This window comes from Quadrisphaera sp. KR29, from assembly GCF_052644995.1.
This window is the reverse complement of sequence record NZ_JBQXXG010000005.1, coordinates 209,216-232,043: the sequence shown is the minus strand read 5'-3', so window position 1 is coordinate 232,043 and position 22,828 is coordinate 209,216. Positions and strand designations below refer to the sequence as shown.

The window sequence follows — 22,828 nt, the reverse complement described above, 5'->3', positions numbered from 1 at the left end:
GGCCCGCGGCGGGGCTCGACGAGCGAGGTCGCCGGGCGTCAGCGATCATCTCGGGGAGCACCGGCGACCGCCGGAGCCGGCCGCGCACGCTGCGGCAGCCGCGAACACCCGGAACGAGGCCCTGTGCGCCGCCCGCTCGACGTCGACCTGCACCGCGACCACCGCGTCGAGGTGCTCCAGCTGGTCGGTGACCTCGACCTCCAGGCCGCCCCGGAGCTGCGGGGGTGGTCGCCGCGCCTCCTGGCGGAGCCGGAGGAGGGCGGGCAGCGGGCGCACGTCGTCCTGGTCGACCTCACCGAGGTGCCCTTCGTCGACTCCACCGGGGTCGGGGCGCTGCTGTCGGTCCTGCGGGACGTGCGCGCCCGCGGCGGCGACCTGGTCATCTGCGGACCCACCTCCGAGCTGCGCCACCTCATGGGCTCCCTGGGCCTGCCCGCGGTGCTGCGCGTCTTCGACACCCGCGACGAGGCGCTCGCGCACCTCGGCCAGCAGGACGCCTCCGCGTGAGCGGCGACGGCTCGTCGGCCCGCGGGGGTGCGGTCGGGCGGGACCCCCTGGGCCGGGCGGCGCTCGGGCTGGAGCGGGACGGCGGCGAGCGCCTCGTGCTGCCCCGCGGCGTGGCGCAGGTGCGCCCCGACGCCCCCGCGGCGGTGCTCGTCGTCGACCTCGCCGCCCGCCGGGTGATGTACGCCAACGAGGTCGCCGGCCAGCTGGCCCCCGGCCTGGTGCTGCCGGTGCCGGTGGAGGAGTGGTCCGCCGCGGCGGACCTGCGCGACCTCGACGGGGAGCCGCTGGACGAGACGGCGCACCCGCTCATCCGCATCGCGCGCTTCGAGCCCGTCGCCGGGCAGGGGGTCTCCGCCGCCCGCCGCTCGGCGATGGGCGGCAGCCGCGAGCCGCTGTGGGTCGTGGCCCTGCCCCTGGACGACGCCCCCGACCTGCAGGGGCGGGCGCTGGTCGTCTTCCTGCCGGTGCGCGAGCGCGAGGAGATGCAGCAGCGCGCCCACGAGGCCCACACCCGCGGGCGCGAGGTGGCCGCACCCGACCGCGAGCAGTCGCTGCGCGAGGCCGCCGTGCTGGCCACCGGGCTGTCCTTCACCGTGGCCGACGCGCGCGAGCCGGACCTGCCCCTGGTGTGGGTGAACCCCGCCTTCACCGCCGTGACCGGCTACTCCTTCGACCAGGCGGTGGGGCGCAACTGCCGCTTCCTGCAGGGCCCCGGCACCGACCCGGCCTCCACCCGGCGCATGCGCGAGGCGCTGAGCACCGGCAGGTCCATCACCGAGGTGCTCCTCAACTACCGCGCCGACGGCACCGCGTTCTGGAACCAGGTGGCCATGAGCCCCGTCGTCGACGCGGCCGGCGACGTCACCCACTACGTGGGCATCCAGACCGACGTCTCGGGCCGGATCGCCGCCGACGCCGAGCGCGACAGGGCGCTCGCCGCCGAGCAGGCCGCCCGCGCCGAGGCCGAGGTGGCCAACTCCCGCCTGCAGCTGCTGGCGGAGGTGACGCGCCAGCTCTCGGAGGTCACCGACGCCGCCGTCGCGGTCGACCGGCTGGCGCGCCTGGTGGTGCCCGCGCTGGCCGACTTCGCGGTGGTCGCGGTGGTCGGGGACGACACGCAGGTCGACGCCGTCCACGGCGACGACGGCGACGCCGCGAGCGCTGCGCCCGCGGGGCGCCGGCGGCACGGCCTGCGCGACGTCGCGTGGTGGCACCACGACGCCTCCCGGCTCGACCTCGTGCGCACCATCGCCGAGCACCGCCTGTCCGAGCTCGGCGCCGGCGGGCAGCGCCTGCTGCAGTCGCTGCTGGGCCCGGACGCCGTCACCGTGGCGGTCCCCGACCTCGCCGACGACGAGGGGACGGGCGTCGCGGAGCGGCTCGCCCAGCTCATGGCGCCGGGGCTCACCCGCGACGCCCTGCTCGAGCTGGCCCCCTCCTCGATGGCCACCCTGGCCCTGCGCAGCGCCGGGCGGACGCTCGGGCTGCTGACCATCGGCACCGACCCCGGGCGCGAGCCCCTCACCCAGCGCGACGTCGACCTGGGCGCTGACATCGCCGCGCGCGCCGGCCTGGCGCTGGACAGGTCCCGGCTGTTCCGCCAGCAGCGCGACCTGGCCGAGGGCCTGCAGCGCTCCCTGCTGACGCTGTCACCGGGCGCCGTGCCCCCGCACGTCAGCGTGGCGGTGCGCTACGTGGCCGCTGCCGAGGCCGCGCGGGTGGGCGGGGACTTCTACGACGTCTTCACCCAGCCCTCGGGCGCCGCCGTCGCCGTCATCGGCGACGTCATGGGCCACGACACCGACGCGGCCGCCTCGATGGCGCAGCTGCGCTCGACCGTGCGCACGCTGGGGATGCTCACCGACGACGGCCCCTCGGAGGTGCTGCGCCGCGCCGACGCCCTCATGCGGGCCTCGGGGATGGACACGACGGCCACCGCCGCCGTGGTCCGGCTGCCGGCGCCCGAGCCCGAGCAGCCCGAGCAGCCCGCCGGCGCTCCGGGCGTGGTGGCCTCCGTGCTGGCCGAGTGGTCCAACGCGGGCCACCCCCCGCCGCTGGTGCTGGACGCCGACGGCAGCGTGCGCGTGCTCACCGCGCCGACCACGGACCTGCTGCTCGGGGTCGACCCGGGCACCGCGCGCCGCCAGACCCAGCACCCCCTCGCGGTCGGGGCCACGCTGCTGCTCTACACCGACGGGCTGGTGGAGCGGCGCGACCAGCCGCTGCAGCGCGGCATCGAGAAGCTGCGGGAGGTGGTCGCCCGGGTGGCTCCGGACGCCTCCGACCACCACCGCCTGCTCGACCTGGTCCTGGCGGAGATGCTGCCGCCGGTGCCCACCGACGACGTCGCCGTCGTCGCCCTCTGCCTCACCTGAGCGCCCGGCCCGCGGGGCGGGCACGAGCGCCCGGAGGCGGCGGACGGGTCAGCCGCGCCCGGTGCGCTCGAGCAGCGCGTCGCGGACCACGGGGAACAGGTCGCCCCAGCAGCCGACGATCTTGCCGCCGGCCACCCGGTAGACGACGAGCTCCTGCGTGCGCACCGTCCGCCCCGTGGGGGCGACGCCCTCGAAGACGCCGGTGTGCGTGCCCTGCCCCACCAGCCGCGCCGCCACGGTGTCGCCGTCCACCAGCAGCTGCTGGAGCTCCCACCGGTAGTCGGGGAACCCGGTGATCACCGCCCTCACGGCCTCGACGTACGCGGCCAGCCCGTCCCGGGGCCCGGAGCCGGTGACCGAGTCGTCCACGAAGCGGCCCAGGTCCTCGATCCGGTGGGCGTTGCAGCAGGCCAGGTAGCCCTCGTAGAGGTCGACCAGCTCGGCCCGGGTCGCCGTCACCCCGGTGCCGCCGCCGAGCGGTGCCCGCGGCCCGCGGCCCGGGTGAGCGGCTCAGCGCCGTGGGCCAGCTCGAACCACACGACATGGCGCGCGCCCGCCTCCTTGCCCTCGTCCTCCACGGCCTCCAGCTGGCTGCCCCAGCCGTCCGAGAGCAGCCCGAACAGCGGCAGGCCCCGGCCGCCGAGGTGCTGGCTGTGCGGCATGGGGCCGCCCTGGCACCGCGCGGGCGGCAGCGGGGAGGTGCCGGCGTCGACCACCTCGATGCCGAGGCGCTCGGGGTCGTCCGCGATGCGCACGAGCACCGGTGCCGCCGGCGCGTGGCGCACGGCGTTGGTCACCGCCTCGGTGGCCAGCAGCAGCGCGGCGTGCAGCACCTGCGGCCTCCACGCCGCGCCCACACCGGCCAGGTGCGCCCTGACGGTGCGGGCGGCCGCCTCGCTGTGGGGCAGCGACAGCACCGTCCTCGCACACCCGTGACCCATCCCCGACGCCCCTCGCTGCTGCGGATGCCTGCGACGAGCATGGCCGCCGGATGTGATGCAGACCACTCGGGAGGCCCTCCGCCGGCCCGCCGGCCCGTGACGTGCCGAGCCGGCCGAGGTGTGGTGGGGTGCCCTGCACGCGCCGGGGCTCGCCGGTGCGTGTGCCCGAGGAGAGCGGCATGACCCTGCGCATCGACCACGACGTCCGCGGAGGCGTCGACGTGCTGACCGTCCACGGTGACGTGGACCTGTACACGGCGCCGCAGCTGCGCCAGCAGCTGGTGGACCTCGTCGGCCAGGGGCGCCACGACGTCGTCGTCGACCTGTCCGACGTCCCCTTCATCGACTCCAGCGGCCTGGGGGTGCTCGTCGGGGGCCTGCGGCGGGCCCGCTCCCACGGGGGCGACCTTCGCCTGGCCGGCCCGAACGACCTGACCACCCAGGTCCTGCGGGCGACGGGGCTGACCAGCTCCTTCCACATCCACCCCGACGTCGGCGAGGCGCTGGAGCATCCGCTCGCCGGCTGACGCCGGGGGCTGTCGGCGACGGCTGGCACAGTGGGAGGCGTGGCGGCGGCGTCCCAGGGACCGGGTGAGCTCGTCCTCGACGTCCCCGCTGCCGCGGCCGCCAGGGCCGCCGCCGCGAAGGGGCGCCGGCGCCCGCCGAAGCCGCCCGAGCCCGTGGCCGAGGTCGACCCGGTGGCCCGCGTCGTCGTCGACGTCCCGCTGCCCCACCTCGACAGGGCCTTCGAGTACGCCGTCCCCGCCTCCATGGCCGAGGCCGCCCGCGCCGGGGTGCGCGTGCGGGTCCGCTTCGCCGGGCAGGACGTCGAGGGCTTCCTGCTCAGCCGCGAGGCGGTGGCGGAGCACACCGGCCGGCTCGCCCCGCTGCGGGCCGTGGTCTCGCCCGAGCCCGTCCTCGACGCCGAGCTGCTCGCCACCTGCCGCGCGGTGGCCGACCGGTGGGGCGGCACCCTGGCCGACGTCCTGCGCCTGGCCGTGCCGCGCCGCCACGCCACCACCGAGAGGACGACGGCGGAGCGCGCCGCAGCCGGGGCCGGCGACGAGGCGGGCGAGGGCCCCGCCGACGCCTCCGCGGCGGGTCCGCGGCGCCCCCCGGCGCCCGACCCCCGCGACCCGCACGGCCCCTGGTCGGCCTACCCCGCGGGGCCCGCGCTGCTGGAGCGGCTGGCGGCGCCCAGCGCCACCGCCGGCGTGCGCGCGGTGTGGACGGCCCTGCCCTCGCGCGAGCCGTCGCAGGACTGGCCCGCTGCGCTGGCCGCCGCGGCCCGGGCGGCGCTCTCAGCCGGCCGGGGCGCGCTGCTGGTCGTCCCCGACCACCGCGACGTCGTCCGCGTCGACGCGGCGCTGTCGGCCGCCCTCGGCGGCACCCGCTCCGCCCCCCGCCACGTCCGGCTGACCGCCGACCAGGGCCCCGCCGCCCGCTACGCCGCCTGGCTCGCGCTGCGCCGCGGGCAGGTGCGGGTGGCTGTCGGCACCCGCGCCGCCGCGCTCGCGCCCGTCGCCGACCTCGGGCTGCTCGCCGTCTGGGACGACGGCGACGACCTCCACGCCGAGCCCCACGCCCCCTACCCGCACGTGCGGGAGGTGCTGGCGCTGCGCGCCGAGCGCACCGGCGCCGCGCTGCTGGTCGCCGGCCACAGCCGCACCGCCGAGGCCCAGCGCTGGGTGGAGCAGGGGTGGGCCCGCGCCGTCGAGGCGCCCCGCGAGGTGGTTCGCACCGCCTCCCCGCGCGTGCTGCTGCCCGGCGACGACGTCGAGGCCGAGCGCGACGCCGCCGCCCGCTCCGCCCGCCTCCCGTCCCTGGCCTTCCGCACCGCCCAGGCCGCGCTCGCGGGGCGCCTGCCGGGCCAGGCCGGGCCCGGGCCGGTGCTGGTGCAGGTGCCTCGGCGCGGCTACCTGCTCACGCTGCGCTGCGACCACTGCCGCGCCCGCGCCCGCTGCCGCCGCTGCTCCGGTCCGCTGCAGCTGACCGGCGCCGACCAGCACCCGGTGTGCCGCTGGTGCAGCACGGACGACCCGCAGTGGACCTGCCCGCAGTGTCGTGGGGACCAGCTGCGCTCAGCCGTGGTCGGCGCCCGCCGGACCGCCGAGGAGCTGGGCCGCGCCTTCCCCGGCGTCCCCGTGAGGACCTCCGGGGGAGGGGCGGGCGTGCTGGAGGCCGTCGACGGCGGGCCCGCGCTGGTCATCAGCACCCCCGGCGCGGAGCCCGTCGCCGAGGGCGGGTACGCCGCGGCGCTGCTGCTGGACGGGTGGGCGCTGCTGGAGCGCGAGGAGCTGCGCGCCGCCGAGGAGGCGCTGCGGCGCTGGACGGCCGCGGCCGCGCTCGTGCGGCCGCAGTCGGCCGGGGGAGCGGTGGTGCTGCTCGCGCCGGCCGGCGTCCCGCCGGTGGAGGCCCTCGTGCGGTGGGACCCGGCCTGGCACGCCTCCCGCGAGCTGGCGGAGCGCCGCGAGCTGGGGCTGCCGCCCGCCGCGGCCTTCGCCCGGCTCGACGGGACGGCCGCGGCCGTCGACGCGCTGCTGGCCGCGCTGGAGCCTCCCGGAGGTGGCGCCGCCGGGCTGCCGCCGCACGCGGAGGTGCTCGGCCCCACGCCGCTGGAGGCCGAGCGGCGGCCGGTGCGCGAGAGCGAGGACGCCGCTCCGCGCGCGTTCGCGCTGGTCAGGGTGCCGCTGGCGGAGCGCGCTGCGCTGGCCAGGGCGCTGCAGGGCGCCGTCGCCGTCCGCAGCGCCCGCAAGGAGGCCGGCTCGGTCCGCGTGCAGCTGGACCCCGAGCACGTCGTCTGAGGCGTCCAGCCCCGGGTGGCCGGAGCCGGCGGCGGGAGAGCAGGCGGGGCGGCCGTGGCCGGTCGGTACCGTGACCGGGTGCGCATCGTCTTCGCCGGCACGCCCGCCGTCGCCGCGACGGCGCTGGAGGCGCTGCTCGCCTCCGACCACGAGGTGGTCGGCGTCGTCTCGCGGCCCGACGCCGTCGCCGGCCGAGGCCGGCGCGCGCTGCAGAGCCCCGTCGTGGTGCGCGCGCTGGCCGCCGGGCTGCCGGTGCTGCAGCCGGCCCGCGCCTCCGACCCCGACTTCGTCGCGGGCCTGGCGGCGCTGCGCCCCGACTGCTGCCCCGTGGTCGCCTACGGCGCGCTCCTTCCCCGCCCGGTGCTGGACGTGCCGCGGCTGGGCTGGGTGAACCTGCACTTCTCCCTGCTGCCGGCCTGGCGCGGGGCCGCCCCGGTGCAGCGCGCGGTGATGGCCGGGGACGACGTCACCGGCACGACCACCTTCCTCCTGGAGGAGGGCATGGACACCGGCCCGGTCCTGGGGACGACGACGACGACCATCGGCGCGCGGGAGACCTCCGGAGAGCTGCTCGGCCGGCTCGCCGCGGACGGCGCGAGGCTCCTCGTCGCCACCCTCGACGGACTGGAGTCCGGCGCCCTGGTGCCGGTGCCGCAGCCCGCCGACGGGGTCAGCCTGGCGCCCAAGGTCACCGTGGAGGACGCCCGCGTGCGCTGGGACGAGCCGGCCTTCGCCGTGGACCGCCGCGTGCGGGGCGTCACGCCCGCGCCCGGCGCCTGGACCACGGTGCAGCGGACCGCAGCGGACGGTGCGGCGGCGGTCCTCGGGGTCGAGCGGCTCAAGCTCGGTCCCGTCGAGCCCCTCGCGCCGGTGGCCCTGGCCACGGGCGCGGCGCCGCGCCTGGCCCCCGGCGAGGTCCTCGTGCAGGGCCAGGAGGTGCTCGTGGGCACCGCCACCGTGCCGGTGCGGCTCGGCGACGTCCAGCCCGCCGGCAAGCGCGCCATGCCCGCCGCCGCGTGGGCGCGCGGCGCCCGGCTCGGCGACGGCGAGGTGCTCGCGTGACCCTGCCGCCGGAGCGCCGTCCCCGCCCTGACGGCCCGGGGGGCCCCGGCGGCCCGCGCCGCGGTGGGCCGCGGGGCCCGCAGCGGCCCGGCGGTCAGCGCGGCCCCGGGCGCTCGTGGTCGGCGACGGCGCCCTCGGCGCGCCCGCGCAGCGGCGACCCCGCCCGGCGGGTGGCCTTCGACGTCCTGCGCGCCGTGGAGGAGCAGGACGCCTACGCCAACCTCGTGCTGCCCCGGCTGCTGCGCGAGGCCCGTCTCGACGGACGCGACGCCGCCTTCGCCACGGAGCTGGCCTACGGGGCGCTGCGGGGCCGAGGCACCTACGACGCGGTGCTCGCCGCCTGCGTCGACAGGCCCCTGGCCCAGCTCGACCCGCCGGTGCTCGACGCGCTGCGCCTGGGCGCCCACCAGCTGCTCGCCACCCGCGTCGCCCCGCACGCCGCGGTGAGCGAGACGGTCGCCCTCGTGCGCGGCGCCGTCGGTGCTGGTCCCGCGGGGCTGGTCAACGCGGTGCTCCGGCGGGTCTCCGAGCACGACCTGGCGACCTGGCTCGACAGGGTCGCCCCGCCGCTGACCGGGCCCGGCGCCGACCCGACGGCGGCGCTGGCCGTGCGCGAGAGCCACCCGGCCTGGGTGGTGCGCGCCCTGCGCGAAGCCCTGGTGCTGGGCGGCCGCCCGGCCTCGGAGCTGCCCGACCTGCTGGCCGCCGACAACGCCCGGCCGCTGGTGGCGCTGGCCGCGCTGCCGGGGCTCACCGAGGTCTCCGAGCTGCTCGCGGCCGGCGCCGAGCCCGGGCGCTGGTCGCCGGTGGCCGCGGTGCTGCCCGACGGCGACCCCAGCGGCCTGCCCGCGGTGCGCGAGGCCCGCGCCCGCGTGCAGGACGAGGGCAGCCAGCTGGCCGCGCTGGCGCTGCTGTCCGCGCCGCTGCAGGGGGAGGGCGACACCCGCTGGGCCGACCTGTGCGCCGGACCCGGCGGCAAGGCGGCCCTGCTGGCGGCCAGCGCCGCGCAGCGCGGGGCGGAGCTGCTGGCCGTGGAGGTGGCCCCGCACCGGGCGCAGCTGGTGGAGCAGGCGCTGGCCGGCGTGGTCGCCGCCCGCCCGGGCAGCGTGGAGGTGCTGGCCGGGGACGGCCGCACCCTCGGGCGGGACCGGCCCGCCGCGCTGGACAGGGTGCTCGTCGACGCCCCCTGCACCGGGCTGGGCGCCCTGCGCCGCCGCCCCGAGGCGCGCTGGCGCCGCACCCCCGCCGACCTCGCGGCGCTCGCGCCGCTGCAGCGCGAGCTGCTCTCCTCGGCGCTGGAGGCCGTGCGCCCCGGCGGCGTCGTCGCCTACGTCACGTGCAGCCCGCACCCGGCGGAGGCGCAGGCCGTGGTCGACGACGTCGTGCGCCGCTGGGCGAAGGACGGCGAGGAGCTCGAGGTGCTCGACGCCCCCGCCGTCCTGCGCGAGCTGGCGGGCGTCGACGCCGGCACGGGAGCGGGGTCGCTGCGCGCGCAGCTGTGGCCGCACCTGCACGGCACCGACGCCATGAGCATCAGCCTGCTGCGCCGCCCCCGCTGACCGCCACCCCCGCGCCGCGCCCCGTCGCGTGCCGGGCCCGCCCCGGGCCCCTGGGGCCGCGCCCGGAGCTGCCGGAACCCCGTCACGAGGTGTCGCAACCCTGCCCGGACGTGTCGGAACCGGTGCCCTGTTCCGACGTGTCGCGCCAGGGTTGCGACACCTCCAGGCACCCGGCGGCGCGGGAGAGGCGGCGGCGTGGCGGCGCCCCTACGGTCGGGGGCGTGGCACGCAGCACGGGCACCGGAGGCGGCAGCGGCACGGGCAGGGCGTTCCGCAGCGCCCTGGTCACGATCGGGCTGGGCGCGCTGCTCGCCGTCGTCGTCGGCGTGGTGGTGGGGCTGGTGCAGGGCGACGTCGCCCGCGGCCTGGCCACCTGGGGCAGCCCGGTGTTCTTCGCCGCCACCGTCGCGGCGGTGTTCCTGGCCTACCGCTCCGGTGAGCGCCGCCGCTGAGCCGCTGCTGCGCCACCGGGTCGGCCGCCGCGCGCCTGGGTAGGTTGCCGGGCGTGGCCGTGACCATCGCCCCGAGCATCCTGTCCGCCGACTTCGCCAACCTCGAGGCCGAGCTGGGGCGCATCGCCACCGCCGACTGGGCCCACGTCGACGTCATGGACGCCCACTTCGTGCCCAACCTCACCCTCGGCCTGCCGGTGGTGCAGCGCCTGGTGCAGGTCAGTCCCGTGCCGCTGGACTGCCACCTCATGGTCGCCGACCCCGACCGCTGGGCCCCGCAGTACGCCGAGGCCGGCGCCCACGGCGTCACCTTCCACGCCGAGGCCGCCGCCGCCCCCGTGCGGTTGGCCCGCGAGCTGCGCGACCGCGGCGCGAAGGCCGGCATCGCCCTGAGCCCGGCGACCCCGGCCGAGCCGTACCTGGACTGGCTGGGCGAGTTCGACATGGTCCTCGTCATGACCGTGGAGCCCGGCTTCGGCGGGCAGAGCTTCCTCGACGGGTGCCTGCCCAAGCTGCGCCGCCTGCGCTCCGCCGTCGAGGAGAGCGGCCTGGAGGTGCGCCTGCAGGTCGACGGCGGCGTCTCGGCCGAGACCGTCGAGCGCTGCGCGGAGGCCGGTGCCGACGTCTTCGTGGCCGGCTCCGCCGTCTACGGCGCCGACGACCCCGCCGCCGCGATCGCCCGGCTGCGCGCCCTGGCCGGCGGGTGAACCCACCCGGGGGATGACCCTGCGGTGCGCGGCGCGCCCCTAGGGTCTGGCCCGTGGACCTGACCCCGGTGCTCGTGCCCGCCGTCATCATCGGCGCGGTCGTCCTCGTCCTGCTCGTGGTGGTCTTCTCCATCGCGCGGCGGTACAAGATCGCCAGCCCGTCGGAGGCGTTCATCGTCACCGGCCGCAAGGGCAAGGCGGTGACCAACCCCGAGACCGGCCAGGTCTCCACCGACCTGTCCGGCCAGCGCGTGGTGATGGGCGGCGGCGTCTTCGTCAAGCCGCTGGTCGAGCGCGTGCACGTGCTGTCGCTGAGCAGCCGCCGGATCTCGGTGAAGATCGGCGGCGCCGTGTCCAAGCAGGGCATCCGCCTCAACCTCGACGCCGTCGCCATCGTCAAGGTCGGCGGCTCGGAGGACAACGTCCGCGCCGCCGCCCAGCGGTTCCTGCACCAGCAGGACGAGATCGAGTCCTTCACGCAGGAGGTCCTGGCGGGCTCGCTGCGCTCCATCGTCGGCACGCTGACGGTCGACGAGATCATCCGCGACCGCGCCGCCTTCGCCGCGCAGGTGGCCGAGGAGTCGATCTCCTCGCTGTCCAACCAGGGCCTGGTGCTGGACACCTTCCAGATCCAGGACGTCTCCGACGACACCAACTACCTGCGCGACCTCGGCCGCCCCGAGGCCGCCGCCGCGGCCCGCAACGCCGCCATCGCCGAGGCCGCCGCCCGCCGGGAGGCCAGCCAGGCGCAGGCCAAGGCCGACGAGGCGATCGCCGAGTCGCAGCGCGACCTCGACCTGCGCCGTTCGGCGTTCAAGGCCGACACCGACAGGGCCGCCGCCGACGCCGAGGCCGCCGGGTCCCTGGCCAAGGCCGAGCGCGACCAGGAGGTGCTCACCAGCCAGGAGCGCGTCGCCGAGCGGCAGGCGGCCCTGACCGAGCGCCAGCTGGACACCCAGGTCCGCAAGCCCGCCGACGCCGCCCGCTACCAGGCCGAGCAGGAGGCCCAGGGCCGGCGCAACGCCGAGATCTACCAGGCCGAGGGCGCCAAGGCCACGGCCATCGCCGAGGCGCAGGCCGAGGCCGAGCGCACCCGCCTGGCCACCGCCGCCAACGCCGAGCGCGCGAAGACCTTCGCCCAGGCCGACGCCGAAGCCGCCCGCGTGGCCGCGGCGGCCGCCGCCGAGAAGGTGCGCCTCGAGGGCGAGGCCGAGCTGGCGCGCCGCACCGCCATCGCCAACGCCGTGCGCGCCGAGGGCGAGGCCGAGGCCGCGGCGATCCGCGCCAAGGGCGAGGCGGAGGCCGAGACCCAGCGCCTGCGCGCGGAGGCCTTCGAGCGCTACGGCCAGGCCGCCACCACGCAGATGGTGGTCGAGGCGCTGCCCAAGGTCGCCCGCGAGCTCGCGGCGCCGATGAGCGCCATCAGCGACCTCACCGTCATCTCCACCGACGGCGCGAGCGCGCTGAGCAGGGGCGTGGCGACCAACCTCACCGAGACCCTCGAGCTGGTGCGCCGCACCACCGGCGTCGACGTCGGCGCCCTCCTGCGCCGCGCCGGCGGCCAGGGCGGCACCGGACCCGCGGCGGCTCCGAGCGGCGACGTGGTCCACGCCGACGGTCAGGCCTGAGCCGCCCCGCTCGCGCCAGGACGCCCGCGCGCAGCCGGACGCGGCGCCGTCGTCGTCGCGGCGACCGCGGGATCCACCCGTCCGGGCGGGCCGAGGGAGGGACGCCCCCGCCCCCGCCCGTAGGCTGGACGCTCGTGAAGTCGTTCGAGCAGCTCTTCGCCGAGCTGTCCGCCAAGGCCGCCGAGCGCCCCGCCGGCTCCCGCACCGTCGCCGAGCTGGACGCCGGCGTCCACGCCATCGGCAAGAAGCTCGTGGAGGAGGCCGCCGAGTCCTGGATGGCCGCGGAGCACGAGACGCCGGAGCGCGCGGCCGAGGAGATCTCCCAGCTGCTCTACCACGCCCAGGTGCTCATGATCGCCAGCGGCCTGTCCCTCGACGACGTCTACGAGCACCTGTGAGCCTCCCGATGACCAGCAGCTCGACCACCGCTGAGACCTCCGCGCCGCTGCGCATCGCCGTCCCCAACAAGGGGTCGCTGTCCGAGCCGGCGGCGCAGCTGCTGCGCGAGGCCGGGTACGCCACCCGCCGCGAGGGCCGCGAGCTGGTGCTCGCCGACCCCGAGAACGGCGCGGAGTTCTTCTTCCTGCGCCCGCGCGACATCGCCGTCTACGTCGGCTCGGGCACCCTCGACGTCGGCATCACCGGACGCGACCTGCTGCTCGACTCCCGCGCGGAGGCCGACGAGGTCATGCAGCTGGGCTTCGGCGCCTCGACCTTCCGCTTCGCCGGGCCCGCCGCCGAGGTCGGCGGGGGGCTCGACGTCGCCGGGCTGGACGGGCGGCGCGTGGCGACCAGCTACGCCGGCCTGGTGGCCGACCACCTCGCCGCCGCCGGCGTCACCGCCTCGGTGGTCCGGCTGGACGGCGCGGTGGAGACCGCCGTGCAGCTGGGCGTGGCCGACGCCATCGCCGACGTCGTCGAGACCGGCTCCACGCTGCGCTCGGCGGGCCTGGCGGTCTTCGGCGAGCCGATCCTGCGCTCGGAGGCCGTGGTCATCACCCGCCGCGGCGAGGACGGGCCGGTGCGCCCGGCCGGCCTGGAGGTGCTGCTGCGGCGCATCCAGGGCGTGCTCGTGGCCAGGCAGTACGTCATGGTCGACTACGACGTGCCCCGCGAGCACCTCGACGCCGCCTGCGCGCTGACCCCCGGCCTGGAGTCGCCGACCGTGGCGCCGCTGGCCGACCCGGCGTGGGCGGCGGTGCGGGCCATGGTCCCGCGCGCGAGGACCAACAAGGTCATGGACGAGCTCTACGACCTCGGCGCGCGCGCCATCCTCGTCACCACGATCCACGCCTGCCGCCTGTGACGTCGCCGTCGTCGTCCGCCGCCGACGGCGCGGCTCGCCTGCACGCGCCGTTCCGGCCCGTGCGCGGGCGGAGGATGAGCCGGCTGCTGGGAGTGGTGGCCGTCGTGCTGTTCGCGGCGCTCGCCGCCTTCGTGGTCCAGCAGACCGTGTGGGACCGCCTCGGCTTCCTCGTCACCGGGCTGCTGGTGATGGCGTTCTGCGAGATGCAGGCGCGGGTGGTCGCCGTCCCCGACGAGCGGGGGCTGTACGTGCGCAACCTCGTGCGGCGCCGGCGCCTGGAGTGGGCCGAGGTGGTCGGGGTCTCCTTCGGCGGCGGCCGCCCGTGGGTCCAGCTGGACCTCGCCGACGGCGACACCCTGGCCGTCATGGGCGTCCAGCGCGCCGACGGCCAGCGCGGGGTCGCCGAGGCAGACCGCCTGGCCACCCTCGTGGCGCTGCACACCCGCTGACCGGCGGGGGAGGGGCGGCTCCCAGGGAGGCGACGTACGGTGACGCGGTGCCCGCCGCCCCCCACGTCCGGGGCGCCGGCCTGCGGTGGGCCGCGGTGGCGGCCGGCGCAGCGCTGCTCGTGACCGCCGCCCTGGCCGGGCGCCCCGCGTGGAGCGCCGGCGGCGACGGGACCCGCGAGGACGCCACCGCGGTGCTCGCCCGCGCCGCCGCCTCCGCCGGGGTGCCGTTCACCGGTACCGCTACCAGCAGCGGCGCCCTCGGCCTGCCGGACCTGCCGCGCCTGGGCGACGTCGCCGCCCTGGTGGGGGAGAGCACCCGCACCCGCACCTGGTGGTCCGACGAGCGGACCTGGCGCACCGACGTGCTCACGGCCACCGGTGAGCGGGGCCAGTACGCCTCCGGCGGGCAGCTGACCGGCTGGGACTACGAGCGCGACGCCCTCACCACCGGCGCGCCCCTGACCGGCGCGCGCCTGCCGCGCCCGCCGGACCTGCTGCCGCCGGCGCTGGCCCGCTCCCTGCTGGCCGGCCCCGGGGGCCTCGAGGCGGCCGCGCTCGGCGCCGCCGGCCTCGGCGAGCGCGTGGTCGCGGGCCGCCTGGCCGACGGCGTCCGCCTGCGCCCCTCCGGCGACGACCCGCAGGAGGCCGCGCTGTCCACGGTGGACCACGCCGACCTGTGGGTCGACAGGGCGAGCGGTCTGCCGCTGGCCGTCGAGGTGGTCGACGTCGTGGGCGGGCCCGTGCTCGCCGCGGCCTTCGACGACGTCGCCCTCGGCGCTCCCGACCCCGCGGCGCTCGCCGTCCCGGACCCGCCCGGCGCCGCCGAGCGCACCGCCGAGGTCGACGTCGCGGCCGGAGCCGCCACCGCCGCCCCGTGGCTGCTGCCCGAGCAGCTGGCCGGCCTGCCCGCCCTGCAGGACCCGCGCACCACCGGCGCCGTCGCCTACGGCACCGGGCTGCTGCGGCTGGCCGTCGTCTCCCTGCCCGCCGACCAGGGCCGCCAGGCGCTCCGCGCCGCGCAGGCCGCTGGCGCGGACCCGCTCGACGGCGCTGGTGACGCCGCCGGACGGGCGCAGACGGCGCTCGTGCGCGCCGGGGCGCTGAGCGCGGCTGTCGTCCTCGTCCCCGGTCCCCGCGAGGACCGCGCCTACCTCGTCTCCGGCGCCGTGCAGCCCGAGCTGCTCACCCGCGCCGCCGCCCAGCTGGTGGACGACCCCCCGGAGCGCCGCCCGTGACCGCCGCGACCGCGCTGGCCGTGCAGACCACGGGGCTGACCAAGCGCTTCGGGCGGGTGCAGGCCGTCACCGACGTCGACCTGCGCGTCGCCGAGGGCGACAGGTACGGCTTCCTGGGCCCCAACGGGTCGGGCAAGACCACCACCGTGCGCATGCTCCTGGGCCTGGTGCTGCCCACCGCCGGACGGGTCAGCGTGCTGGGCGGCCGGGTCCCGCAGGAGGCCGCCAGGGTCCTGCCGCAGGTCGGCGCCATGGTCGAGGGCCCGGCCGCCATCGGGCACCTGTCGGGGCGGGCCAACCTGCGCCTGCTCGACGCCGCCGTGCCCACCGCGGGAGGCCGGCGCACCCGTCGCCGCCGGGTGGAGGAGGCCCTGGAGGCGCTCGGCCTGGCGCAGGTGGGGCGCCGGCCGGTGCGCGCCTACTCCCTGGGCATGCGCCAGCGGCTCGGCATCGCCGCCGCGCTGGTGCGCCGCCCGCGCCTGCTCGTGCTCGACGAGCCCACCAACGGCCTCGACCCGCAGGGCATCGCCCTGGTCACCGACCTCCTGCTCGACCTGTCGGCGCAGGGCACCACGCTCCTCGTCTCCAGCCACCTGCTCAGCGAGGTGGAGCACCTGTGCACCCGGGTGGGCGTCATGGACCGGGGCCGCCTGGTGGTCCAGGACGACGTCGAGGCCCTGCGCGCCCCCACCGGCAGGCTGCTCGTGACGCTCGCCGGTGCTCCCCGGGGCGACGACGACGACGGCGCGGGTCCGCGCGGTGGCGCGGCGGCCGCCGCACTGCTCGGCCGGCGCCTGCTGGAGGCACCGGCGCCCGCCCCGGGCGGCGGCGCGCGCCTCATGGTGGCCGACGCCGGCGACGTCGTCGGCGACCTGGTCCGCGGCGGCCTGGCCGTGCGCGAGGCGGTGGTGGAGCGGCGCACCCTGACCGACGTCGTCCTCGCCCGCACCACCGCCGTCGGCGAGGGCCTCGCGGCCGCCCCGAGGGCGCGCCCGTGAGGCTCGCGGCGCTGACGGCGGTGGAGCTGCGCAAGCTCGCCCTGCGCCCCCGCACCTGGGTGTCGGTGGGCCTGCTGTGCGCCCTGCCGGTGGTGGTGGCGGCGTTCCTGGCCACCAGCGAGCTGGCGCCGCGGCCGGGGCAGGGCCCGGCCTTCCTCTCGGCGGTGCTCGGCAACGGCCAGCTGTACCCCGCGGCGGCGCTCGGCATCATCGTGCCGGTCTTCCTCCCGGTGGCGGTGTGCGTCGTCGCGGGCGACGCGGTGGCCGGCGAGGCGCAGGCCGGCACGCTGCGCTACCTGCTGGTGCGGCCCGTGGGCCGGACCCGGCTGCTGGTGGCCAAGCTGGTCGCGGTGCTGGCCTTCACCCTCGGCGCCGTCGTCGCCGTCGCGGTGGTCTCCCTGGTGGCGGGCACCCAGCTGCTGGGCACCCGCCCCGACGCGCTCGGCACGACGACGGCCTCGCTGTCGGGCACGTCGCTGTCGCCGGGGGAGCTTCTGGTGCGCACGCTGATGGTGATGGCGTACGTCTCGGTGTCGATGCTGGGCGTGGCGGCGCTGGCGCTGCTGCTGTCCACGCTGGTCGACTCCCCGCTCGTGGCGGCGCTCGGCGGCCTCGCGCTGCTCGTGGCCAGCACGGTGCTGGTGGGCCTGGACGCCGCCTCGGCGGTCCACGAGCTGCTGCCCACGCGGTACTGGCTGGCGTGGGTGGACCTCTTCCGCGACCCGGTGCTGTGGACCGACGTGCGCCGGGGCGTGCTCGTGCAGCTGGGCTGGGCCGGGATTCTGCTGGCCGCGGCGTGGGCCGCCTTCACCACGCGCGACGTCACCAGCTGACCCGGCGGCCCGTCCCCGTCAGGGGGCGCCCAGGAGCGCCCGGCCGCGGGCGGTGAGGGCCTCGCAGTCCGACGGCGGCGGCGCGGAGCCCAGCACCGGGCCGTCCAGCGCGGCGTCGACCACCCCCACCGCCAGCGGGTCGGTGACCAGGCCGCCGTGGTCGACGACGGCGCCGCGGCAGACGCCCTGCAGCTCCACGCCGACGGCGCCGCGCAGCGCGGAGGCGTCCGCCGGCGGCACCACCACCTGGTCGGCGCTCGACCACGCGCTGGTCCAGCGGGTCCCCTCGCCGGGGGTGTCCGGCAGGGTGCGCAGCAGGCCGCTGCCCGGCTGCAGCTGCTGGCAGGCCAGCGGGCAGTCCTGGGGGGCGCTGACCGCGGCGAAGCGGGCCAGGTCGGTGCCGTGGTGGGGGCTGCCCAGGGTGACCACGCGGCGCACCGGCACGCCGCGGCCCGGCCCGGCCAGCCACAGCCGCGCCACCACCCCGCCCGCCGAGTAGCCGACCACGTCCACGGACGGCGCCCCGGCCTGCAGCGCCGCGGCGGCCTCCTCCTGCACCGCACCGGCCTGCTCGGCGAGGTCGCCGGTGCCGCCGCCGACGGCCGCCACCACCTCCACCTGCCGCCCCGCGGCCTCCAGCGCCCGGGCCAGGACCTCCAGGCCGCCGGTGCCGCCGCCGTAGCCGGGCACGAGCAGCACGGTGCCCTGCACGGCCTGGTCCGCGGGCGGCGGCGCACCACCGGGCGCTCCGCCGCGGGCGCCGGGCGACCCCTCGCCCACCACCAGCACCGCCGCGGCGCCGACCACGAGGACGACGAGCAGGGCGATCAGGGCGATCGACAGCCGGCGCCTGGGTGCCACCCGGCGAGCGTGCACGACGGCGGGATCTTCTGCGACAGTTGACGGACCGCCCGCACCACCCGCCCCGGACCCGGAGGCCCTCCCCAGCCATGCTCGACGCGTTCACCGCCCTCTTCGCCGCCGACGACACCGCTGCGACCGCCCCGCTGAGCGGGCTGCAGGCGCTGCAGCTGCTCGCCGTCGCAGCGGGCGCGGCGCTGGGGGCGCTGCTGCTGGGCATGGTCGTGCACGCCGTCGTCCTGCGGATCGGCCGGCGCTCGGTGGTGGCGCGCACCCTCGCCGCCCGCCTCAAGGGGCCCTTCCGGTGGACCCTGGTGGCGCTGGCGGTCCAGCAGGTGCTGGTCAGGTCGGCGGGCAGCGACGGGTGGCTGGCCGCCGCGCGCACCGTGCTGCTGCTCGCGGTCATCGCCTGCATCGGGTGGCTGCTGGCCAAGGTCGTGCTCGTGGTCGAGGACCTGCTCCTCGAGAGGTTCCGCGTCGACGTGGCCGACAACCGCCACGCGCGCCGCGTGCGCACCCAGATCATCTTCTTGCGGCGCATCGCGCTGCTGGCCATCGCGCTGCTCACCCTCGGGGCGATGCTGTGGACCTTCCCCGAGGCCCGCGTGGTCGGCACCGGCATCTTCGCCTCCGCCGGCCTGCTGTCCGTGGTGGCCGGCCTGGCGGCGCAGAGCTCGCTGAGCAACGTCTTCGCGGGCCTGCAGCTGGCCTTCACCGACGCGCTGCGCGTCGACGACGTCGTCGTCGTCGAGGGCCTGTGGGGACGCATCGAGGAGATCACCCTCACCTACGTCGTGGTCCACGTCTGGGACGACCGCCGCCTGGTGCTGCCCTCGACCTACTTCACCTCCACCCCCTTCGAGCACTGGACCCGCAAGGACGCCCAGCTGCTCGGCGTGGTCGTGCTCGAGGTCGACTGGCGCACCGACCTCGACGCCATGCGCGAGGAGCTGCACCGCGTGCTCGAGGCCGACGAGCTGTGGGACCGCCGCGTGGCCGTGCTGCAGGTCACCGACGCCGTCGGCTCCTTCGTGCAGGTGCGCATCACGGTCTCCGCCCAGGACGGGCCGACCATCTTCGACCTGCGCTGCCACGTGCGCGAGGCGATGGTGCGCTGGCTGGTCACCTCCGACCCCGCAGGGCTCCCGCGCCTGCGCCTGGCCGGCACGGGAGCCGAGGAGGCCGCGCAGGCGGCCCTGGCCGCCGGCCGCGAGGAGCGCGTCCCCGCGAAGGGCCAGCACGACCCGCAGGCCCCCCGCCGCGGGCCCGGCGTGCCGACCCCGGCCACCACCGTGCTGCCGCCCGTGCAGGTCCCCGACCGGCGCGACGACTCCCTCTTCACGGGGTCGATGGAGGCCGTGGAGCGCTCGCGGGCCTTCGCCGGGCCCAGCGAGGCCGAGCAGGCCGACCGGGTGGAGCGGATGCTGCGCGAGGAGCGCGAGCGCGTGGAGGCCGAGGAGCGCGAGGCCGTCAGGCGCCGGTTCCGGGAGGACCCCGACCCCGCCCTCACGACGTCGGTCATCCCCACCGTCCCGGAGAAGCGCCGCTGACCCCACCCCGCCCGTGACCACGGGCCTCGCGAGCACCCTCCGGGCGTCCCGCCGGGCGTGCAGAAGTCCGGCGAGCGGGCCTGAGAGCGGCTGAGGGGCGGGTCCTGCGCGCGGGACGGGGCCGCGGTGCCGGGTGCCCGTCCGGCGTCACAGCCGGGTCCGGAGCCACCCCGCTCAGCCGAAGCGCTCCCCGGCGCGCACCGGCACCTTCTCGTGCGCGGCGTCGTCGTCCAGCCCGGCCACCATGAGCAGGTCGACCGTCGCCGAGCGCACCTGCGCGAGCACCACGTCGGCCGACAGGGACGAGCGCGGCACCACCACCGAGGCCAGGCCCACCGCGGCCAGGGCGTCCACGGCGTCGTCCAGCGCCCGGCCGGCGCCGAGGTCCTCGGACAGCCGCAGCACCGCCCCGGCCAGCTCGTCGACCAGCACGAGCAGCTCCGCGGGCACCACCTCCATGCGCTCTGTGGCCACCGCGAGGCGGCGGGAGAGCACGCGGATGTTCCGGACCGCCCTGTCGAGCGGCACCACCAGCGCCTGCACGGTCTGCGCGCGCACGGCGTGGTGCCGGCGGAAGGGCGTGAGCCGCGCCACGTCGAGGCCCTCGGCGACGGCCGCGCGCAGCCTGTCGAGGCGCTCCTGGGTGCCGCGGGCGTGGGCGAGGGCGTCGCGACCGCTGTCGACGTCGCCGTCGCGCGCCGCCGAGGACGCCTCCAGCAGCAGGTCGGCGACGGTGGCGAGCACCTCCTGCGCCAGCACCACGGGCCGGCGCAGCTGCTGACGCGGCACGAGCGTGGCGAGCAGCAGCGCCACCGCGCCGCCGGTGGCGGCGTCGGTCCAGCGGTCGACGATGGCGCCCGTGGTGGCCGGGTGGTACAGCGTGATGAAGACGCCCTGGATGGCGATCTGGTTGATCATCAGCGTGCCCGCGCGCAGGAGGATGGCCACCGACATGCCCAGCCCCACCACCAGGGCGATCTGCCAGGCGCCGGTGCCGAAGGCGCGCACGAGCAGGTCGCCGATGAGCACGCCGATGGCGACGCCCACCACCACCTCGCCCACCCGCCGCAGCCGCTGCCCGTAGGAGACGCCCAGGCCCAGCACCGCGGCGATCGGCGCGAAGATCGGCTGCTCGTGGCCCAGCGCGTAGCGCGCCACCAGGTAGGCCAGCCCGGCCCCGCTGGCGCACAGCACCACGTGCCAGGCGTAGCCGCGCAGCCGGGCGACCCGGGACCGCAGCTCGAGGCGCGGCCTGCTCACCCCCGACATCCTGCCGGGTGGTCAGGTCCGCAGCACGAGGTCCGCGCGCTGGCGCGTGCCCTCCGCGGCGAAGAGCGCCCGCTCCTGCACGGCCCACCGCTCCCAGTGCGGCCGGTAGGCCTCGCCGTCGCGCTCGACGCCGCGCCGCATGCGCTCGTCGTCGTCGGCCTCCACCCACACCAGCGCGGCCAGGTGCGGCGCGCACGGGCGCGAGCCGCAGCCCACCCCCTCGACGACGACGACGGGGGCCGCGGGCACCGGCACCCGCTGCACCCAGGTGTGCGCCACCCAGTCCCAGCGCCGGAAGGCGGCCGGCGCGCCGCTGCTCAGGGGGCCGAGCACCTGCTCGGTGACCAGGCCGACGGCCTCCGCGAGCCCGTCCCAGCCGGGGTAGAGGTCGTCCATGTGCACCACCACGACGTCCACCCCCCGGGCGCGCAGGGCGCCCGCGACGGCGGCCGCCAGGGTGGTCTTGCCCGAGCCGCTCGGCCCGTCCACGGCGAGCACCCGGACCCCGCCCGGCCCGGCGGGGCGGGCCAGGACGAGGTCGGCGGCGGCCTCGGCCGCCGCGGCCGCCTCGGAGGCGGGCAGCTCGAGCACCCGGCGACCCTAGCCGCGGACGGACGCCGCCTAGGCTGGGCCGACGTGAGCCTGGCCGTGCGCGTGATCCCCTGCCTCGACGTCGACGCCGGCCGCGTGGTCAAGGGCGTCAACTTCCGCGAGCTGCGCGACGCCGGCGACCCGGTGGAGCTGGCCGCCCGCTACGACGCGCAGGGCGCCGACGAGCTGGTCTTCCTCGACGTCACCGCCTCCTCCGGGGACCGCGAGACCACCTACGACGTCGTGCGCCGCACCGCCGAGCAGGTCTTCATCCCCCTCACGGTGGGCGGTGGCGTGCGCACCCCCGACGACGTCGACAGGCTGCTGCGCGCCGGGGCGGACAAGGTCGGGATCAACACCGCCGCCATCGCCCGGCCCGAGCTGGTGCGCGAGGTCGCCCAGCACTTCGGCAACCAGGTGCTCGTGGTCTCCCTGGACGCGCGCCGCACCCCGGCCGGTGAGCCTGCGACGCCGTCGGGCTACGAGGTCACCACGCACGGCGGTCGCCGCGGCACGGGGATCGACGCGGTCGAGTGGGCCGAGCGCGTCGCCGAGCTCGGCGCGGGGGAGCTGCTGCTGAACTCCATGGACGCCGACGGCACGAAGGCCGGCTTCGACCTGGAGATGCTCGCGGCGGTGCGGGCGCGGGTCGGGGTGCCGGTCATCGCCAGCGGCGGCGCGGGCGCCGTGGAGCACTTCGCCCCGGCCGTGGCGGCCGGCGCCGACGCCGTGCTCGCGGCGAGCGTCTTCCACTTCGGGCAGATGAGCGTCGGTGACGTGAAGGCCTCGCTGGCCGCCGCCGGCCACCCCGTGCGCTGACGCCCCCTGGCCCGGTGCAGCGCCAGGTCCGGCGCGCACTGCCAGGTCCGCCCGCAGCGTCAGGTCCACGAGGCCGGAACCGGCCTCCGGCACCTGACGCTGCGGCTCGTCCTGACACTTCGGGGGGCGGGTCACATCTGCTGGACCACGCTGGAGAAGGCGGCCACCGCGTCCTCCGGCCCGGTGACCTCGACCTGCGCCGCGCCGCGGCGACCGCTGGCGTGCAGCACCAGCTCCTCGACCTCGCCGGTGACCTCCACGGAGCGCTCGCGCCGCACCGCCACGAGCTGCGGGCCCGCCGGCACCACCAGCACCACGCCCACCGGTGAGCGGCGGTAGACCAGCCGTGCGAGCCCCTTGAGGCTGCGCCACAGCGCCTCGCGCTGGCCCGGTCGCAGCACCTCCGCGCTGGCGGGGTCGGCCGGGTCCCACGAGGGCGCGGCCCGGCGCACGTCCTGCCCGTGCACGTAGAACTCCAGCCCGTTGGCCAGGGCCTCCACCGGCGGCAGCGCCTGCGGGGTCCACCGCGGGGGCCCGGCCCTGAAGCGCTCCACGAGCTCGGCGAACGGCAGGGCGCGCAGCCGCGCCTCGACGGCGTCGGCGTGCGACGCCGCGCGCGCCAGCGCGGGCACGCGGTCGCCCAGCCGCTCTCCCGCCTGCCGGGCGAGGAAGGCGTCAGGCCGCCCGTCGCGCACCACGAGGTGGACGGCGAGCTCGCGCGCGTCCCACCCCTCGCACAGGGTCGGGGCGTCGGGGCCGGCCTGCAGCAGCAGGTCGGCGAGGTGAGCGCGGTCGGGCCCTGTCACGCCGGTCATCCTCGCGCGGCGGGCCGCGCGGGGCACTGCGGGGCGCTGCGGCGCGCCTCGGGGTGCGCCTCGGGAG

The 22,828-nt window shown here is 78.1% G+C and carries 23 protein-coding genes; 17 read left to right on the top strand and 6 right to left on the bottom strand.

All coding sequences use genetic code 11. The features are described from left to right. The first annotated feature begins 123 nt into the window (after window positions 1-123). Window positions 124-507, top strand: coding sequence for an STAS domain-containing protein (locus tag ACUN9U_RS06825; RefSeq protein WP_445484166.1), 384 nt, complete (start codon window positions 124-126; stop codon window positions 505-507). Continuing rightward, window positions 504-2,882 carry a SpoIIE family protein phosphatase gene (locus ACUN9U_RS06820; protein ID WP_445484165.1) on the top strand — a complete coding sequence of 793 codons (2,379 nt, stop codon included), beginning with the start codon at window positions 504-506 and terminating at the stop codon, window positions 2,880-2,882. The genes ACUN9U_RS06825 and ACUN9U_RS06820 overlap by 4 nt, the downstream gene beginning before the upstream one ends. A 48-nt stretch (window positions 2,883-2,930) precedes the next feature. Here ACUN9U_RS06820 and ACUN9U_RS06815 read toward each other — a convergent pair whose 3' ends face one another. Both ACUN9U_RS06815 and ACUN9U_RS06810 read right to left on the bottom strand, forming a co-directional pair. Next, window positions 2,931-3,341, bottom strand: a complete 411-nt coding sequence (locus ACUN9U_RS06815) for an ester cyclase (protein WP_445484164.1) — start codon at window positions 3,339-3,341, stop codon at window positions 2,931-2,933. Beyond that, window positions 3,338-3,799 (bottom strand): ATP-binding protein, encoded by a 462-nt coding sequence (locus tag ACUN9U_RS06810; protein WP_445484163.1) that lies wholly within the window; start codon window positions 3,797-3,799, stop codon window positions 3,338-3,340. The genes ACUN9U_RS06815 and ACUN9U_RS06810 overlap by 4 nt, the downstream gene beginning before the upstream one ends. A gap of 203 nt (window positions 3,800-4,002) precedes the next feature. On the opposite strand from ACUN9U_RS06810, the gene ACUN9U_RS06805 reads away from it, so the two are divergent. The 13 genes from ACUN9U_RS06805 to ACUN9U_RS06745 all read left to right on the top strand — a co-directional run bounded on the left by ACUN9U_RS06805 (window position 4,003) and on the right by ACUN9U_RS06745 (window position 16,856). Further along, entirely contained in the window at window positions 4,003-4,350 is a 348-nt protein-coding gene (locus tag ACUN9U_RS06805; protein ID WP_445484162.1) for an STAS domain-containing protein, read from the top strand. 39 nt (window positions 4,351-4,389) lie between these two features. After that, window positions 4,390-6,627 carry a primosomal protein N' family DNA-binding protein gene (locus ACUN9U_RS06800; protein ID WP_445484161.1) on the top strand — a complete coding sequence of 746 codons (2,238 nt, stop codon included), beginning with the start codon at window positions 4,390-4,392 and terminating at the stop codon, window positions 6,625-6,627. 78 nt (window positions 6,628-6,705) lie between these two features. Continuing rightward, the gene (gene fmt / locus ACUN9U_RS06795) at window positions 6,706-7,689 is read left to right on the top strand and encodes a methionyl-tRNA formyltransferase (protein WP_445484160.1); all 984 of its coding nucleotides are present in this window, start codon (window positions 6,706-6,708) and stop codon (window positions 7,687-7,689) included. Window positions 7,690-7,691: 2 nt separating this feature from the next. Next, entirely contained in the window at window positions 7,692-9,248 is a 1,557-nt protein-coding gene (locus ACUN9U_RS06790; protein WP_445484191.1) for an RsmB/NOP family class I SAM-dependent RNA methyltransferase, read from the top strand. A gap of 221 nt (window positions 9,249-9,469) precedes the next feature. Then, entirely contained in the window at window positions 9,470-9,700 is a 231-nt protein-coding gene (locus ACUN9U_RS06785; RefSeq protein ID WP_445484159.1) for a hypothetical protein, read from the top strand. Between the two features lie 53 nt (window positions 9,701-9,753). After that, window positions 9,754-10,407, top strand: coding sequence for a ribulose-phosphate 3-epimerase (gene rpe / locus ACUN9U_RS06780; RefSeq protein WP_445484158.1), 654 nt, complete (start codon window positions 9,754-9,756; stop codon window positions 10,405-10,407). 59 nt (window positions 10,408-10,466) lie between these two features. Beyond that, entirely contained in the window at window positions 10,467-12,035 is a 1,569-nt protein-coding gene (locus ACUN9U_RS06775) for a flotillin family protein (protein WP_445484190.1), read from the top strand. A 134-nt stretch (window positions 12,036-12,169) separates the two neighbouring features. Beyond that, window positions 12,170-12,433 carry a phosphoribosyl-ATP diphosphatase gene (locus ACUN9U_RS06770; RefSeq protein ID WP_445484157.1) on the top strand — a complete coding sequence of 88 codons (264 nt, stop codon included), beginning with the start codon at window positions 12,170-12,172 and terminating at the stop codon, window positions 12,431-12,433. An 8-nt stretch (window positions 12,434-12,441) separates the two neighbouring features. Next, on the top strand, window positions 12,442-13,341 hold the full coding sequence (gene hisG, locus ACUN9U_RS06765; protein WP_445484156.1) for an ATP phosphoribosyltransferase: 900 nt from the start codon (window positions 12,442-12,444) through the stop codon (window positions 13,339-13,341). After that, window positions 13,338-13,790 carry a PH domain-containing protein gene (locus ACUN9U_RS06760; RefSeq protein ID WP_445484155.1) on the top strand — a complete coding sequence of 151 codons (453 nt, stop codon included), beginning with the start codon at window positions 13,338-13,340 and terminating at the stop codon, window positions 13,788-13,790. The genes hisG and ACUN9U_RS06760 overlap by 4 nt, the downstream gene beginning before the upstream one ends. Window positions 13,791-13,837: 47 nt before the next feature. Then, complete coding sequence (locus ACUN9U_RS06755) at window positions 13,838-15,025, top strand: hypothetical protein (protein ID WP_445484154.1); 1,188 nt, start codon at window positions 13,838-13,840, stop codon at window positions 15,023-15,025. Further along, window positions 15,022-16,023: an ABC transporter ATP-binding protein gene (locus ACUN9U_RS06750; protein WP_445484153.1), complete on the top strand. Its 1,002-nt coding sequence runs from the start codon at window positions 15,022-15,024 to the stop codon at window positions 16,021-16,023. The genes ACUN9U_RS06755 and ACUN9U_RS06750 overlap by 4 nt, the downstream gene beginning before the upstream one ends. A gap of 11 nt (window positions 16,024-16,034) precedes the next feature. After that, entirely contained in the window at window positions 16,035-16,856 is an 822-nt protein-coding gene (locus tag ACUN9U_RS06745) for an ABC transporter permease (protein WP_445484189.1), read from the top strand. Window positions 16,857-16,874: 18 nt separating this feature from the next. Here the strand turns inward: ACUN9U_RS06745 and ACUN9U_RS06740 are convergent, their stop codons facing one another. Then, window positions 16,875-17,717, bottom strand: coding sequence for an esterase/lipase family protein (locus ACUN9U_RS06740; protein WP_445484152.1), 843 nt, complete (start codon window positions 17,715-17,717; stop codon window positions 16,875-16,877). Between the two features lie 89 nt (window positions 17,718-17,806). Between ACUN9U_RS06740 and ACUN9U_RS06735 the strand changes: the two genes are divergently transcribed. After that, window positions 17,807-19,267 carry a mechanosensitive ion channel family protein gene (locus tag ACUN9U_RS06735; RefSeq protein ID WP_445484151.1) on the top strand — a complete coding sequence of 487 codons (1,461 nt, stop codon included), beginning with the start codon at window positions 17,807-17,809 and terminating at the stop codon, window positions 19,265-19,267. Between the two features lie 174 nt (window positions 19,268-19,441). Here the strand turns inward: ACUN9U_RS06735 and ACUN9U_RS06730 are convergent, their stop codons facing one another. Both ACUN9U_RS06730 and ACUN9U_RS06725 read right to left on the bottom strand, forming a co-directional pair. Next, window positions 19,442-20,527 carry an FUSC family protein gene (locus tag ACUN9U_RS06730; RefSeq protein ID WP_445484150.1) on the bottom strand — a complete coding sequence of 362 codons (1,086 nt, stop codon included), beginning with the start codon at window positions 20,525-20,527 and terminating at the stop codon, window positions 19,442-19,444. A 21-nt stretch (window positions 20,528-20,548) separates the two neighbouring features. Next, complete coding sequence (locus tag ACUN9U_RS06725; RefSeq protein ID WP_445484149.1) at window positions 20,549-21,127, bottom strand: hypothetical protein; 579 nt, start codon at window positions 21,125-21,127, stop codon at window positions 20,549-20,551. A 45-nt stretch (window positions 21,128-21,172) separates the two neighbouring features. On the opposite strand from ACUN9U_RS06725, the gene hisF reads away from it, so the two are divergent. Continuing rightward, window positions 21,173-21,946: an imidazole glycerol phosphate synthase subunit HisF gene (gene hisF, locus ACUN9U_RS06720; protein WP_445484148.1), complete on the top strand. Its 774-nt coding sequence runs from the start codon at window positions 21,173-21,175 to the stop codon at window positions 21,944-21,946. A 131-nt stretch (window positions 21,947-22,077) separates the two neighbouring features. On the opposite strand, the gene ACUN9U_RS06715 is transcribed toward hisF, so the two are convergent. Beyond that, a complete protein-coding gene (locus ACUN9U_RS06715; protein ID WP_445484147.1) occupies window positions 22,078-22,761 on the bottom strand; it encodes a TIGR03085 family metal-binding protein in 684 nt (227 codons plus the stop codon). Window positions 22,762-22,828: the final 67 nt, after the last annotated feature.

Excerpts from the sequence above, each read along its gene's own strand:
- ACUN9U_RS06735 (WP_445484151.1), top strand. The coding sequence starts at position 17,807 with ATGCTCGACGCGTTCACCGCCCTCTTCGCCGCCGACGACACCGCTGCG.
- ACUN9U_RS06715 (WP_445484147.1), bottom strand. The coding sequence starts at position 22,761 with ATGACCGGCGTGACAGGGCCCGACCGCGCTCACCTCGCCGACCTGCTG.
- hisG (WP_445484156.1), top strand. The coding sequence starts at position 12,442 with ATGACCAGCAGCTCGACCACCGCTGAGACCTCCGCGCCGCTGCGCATC.
- ACUN9U_RS06805 (WP_445484162.1), top strand. The coding sequence starts at position 4,003 with ATGACCCTGCGCATCGACCACGACGTCCGCGGAGGCGTCGACGTGCTG.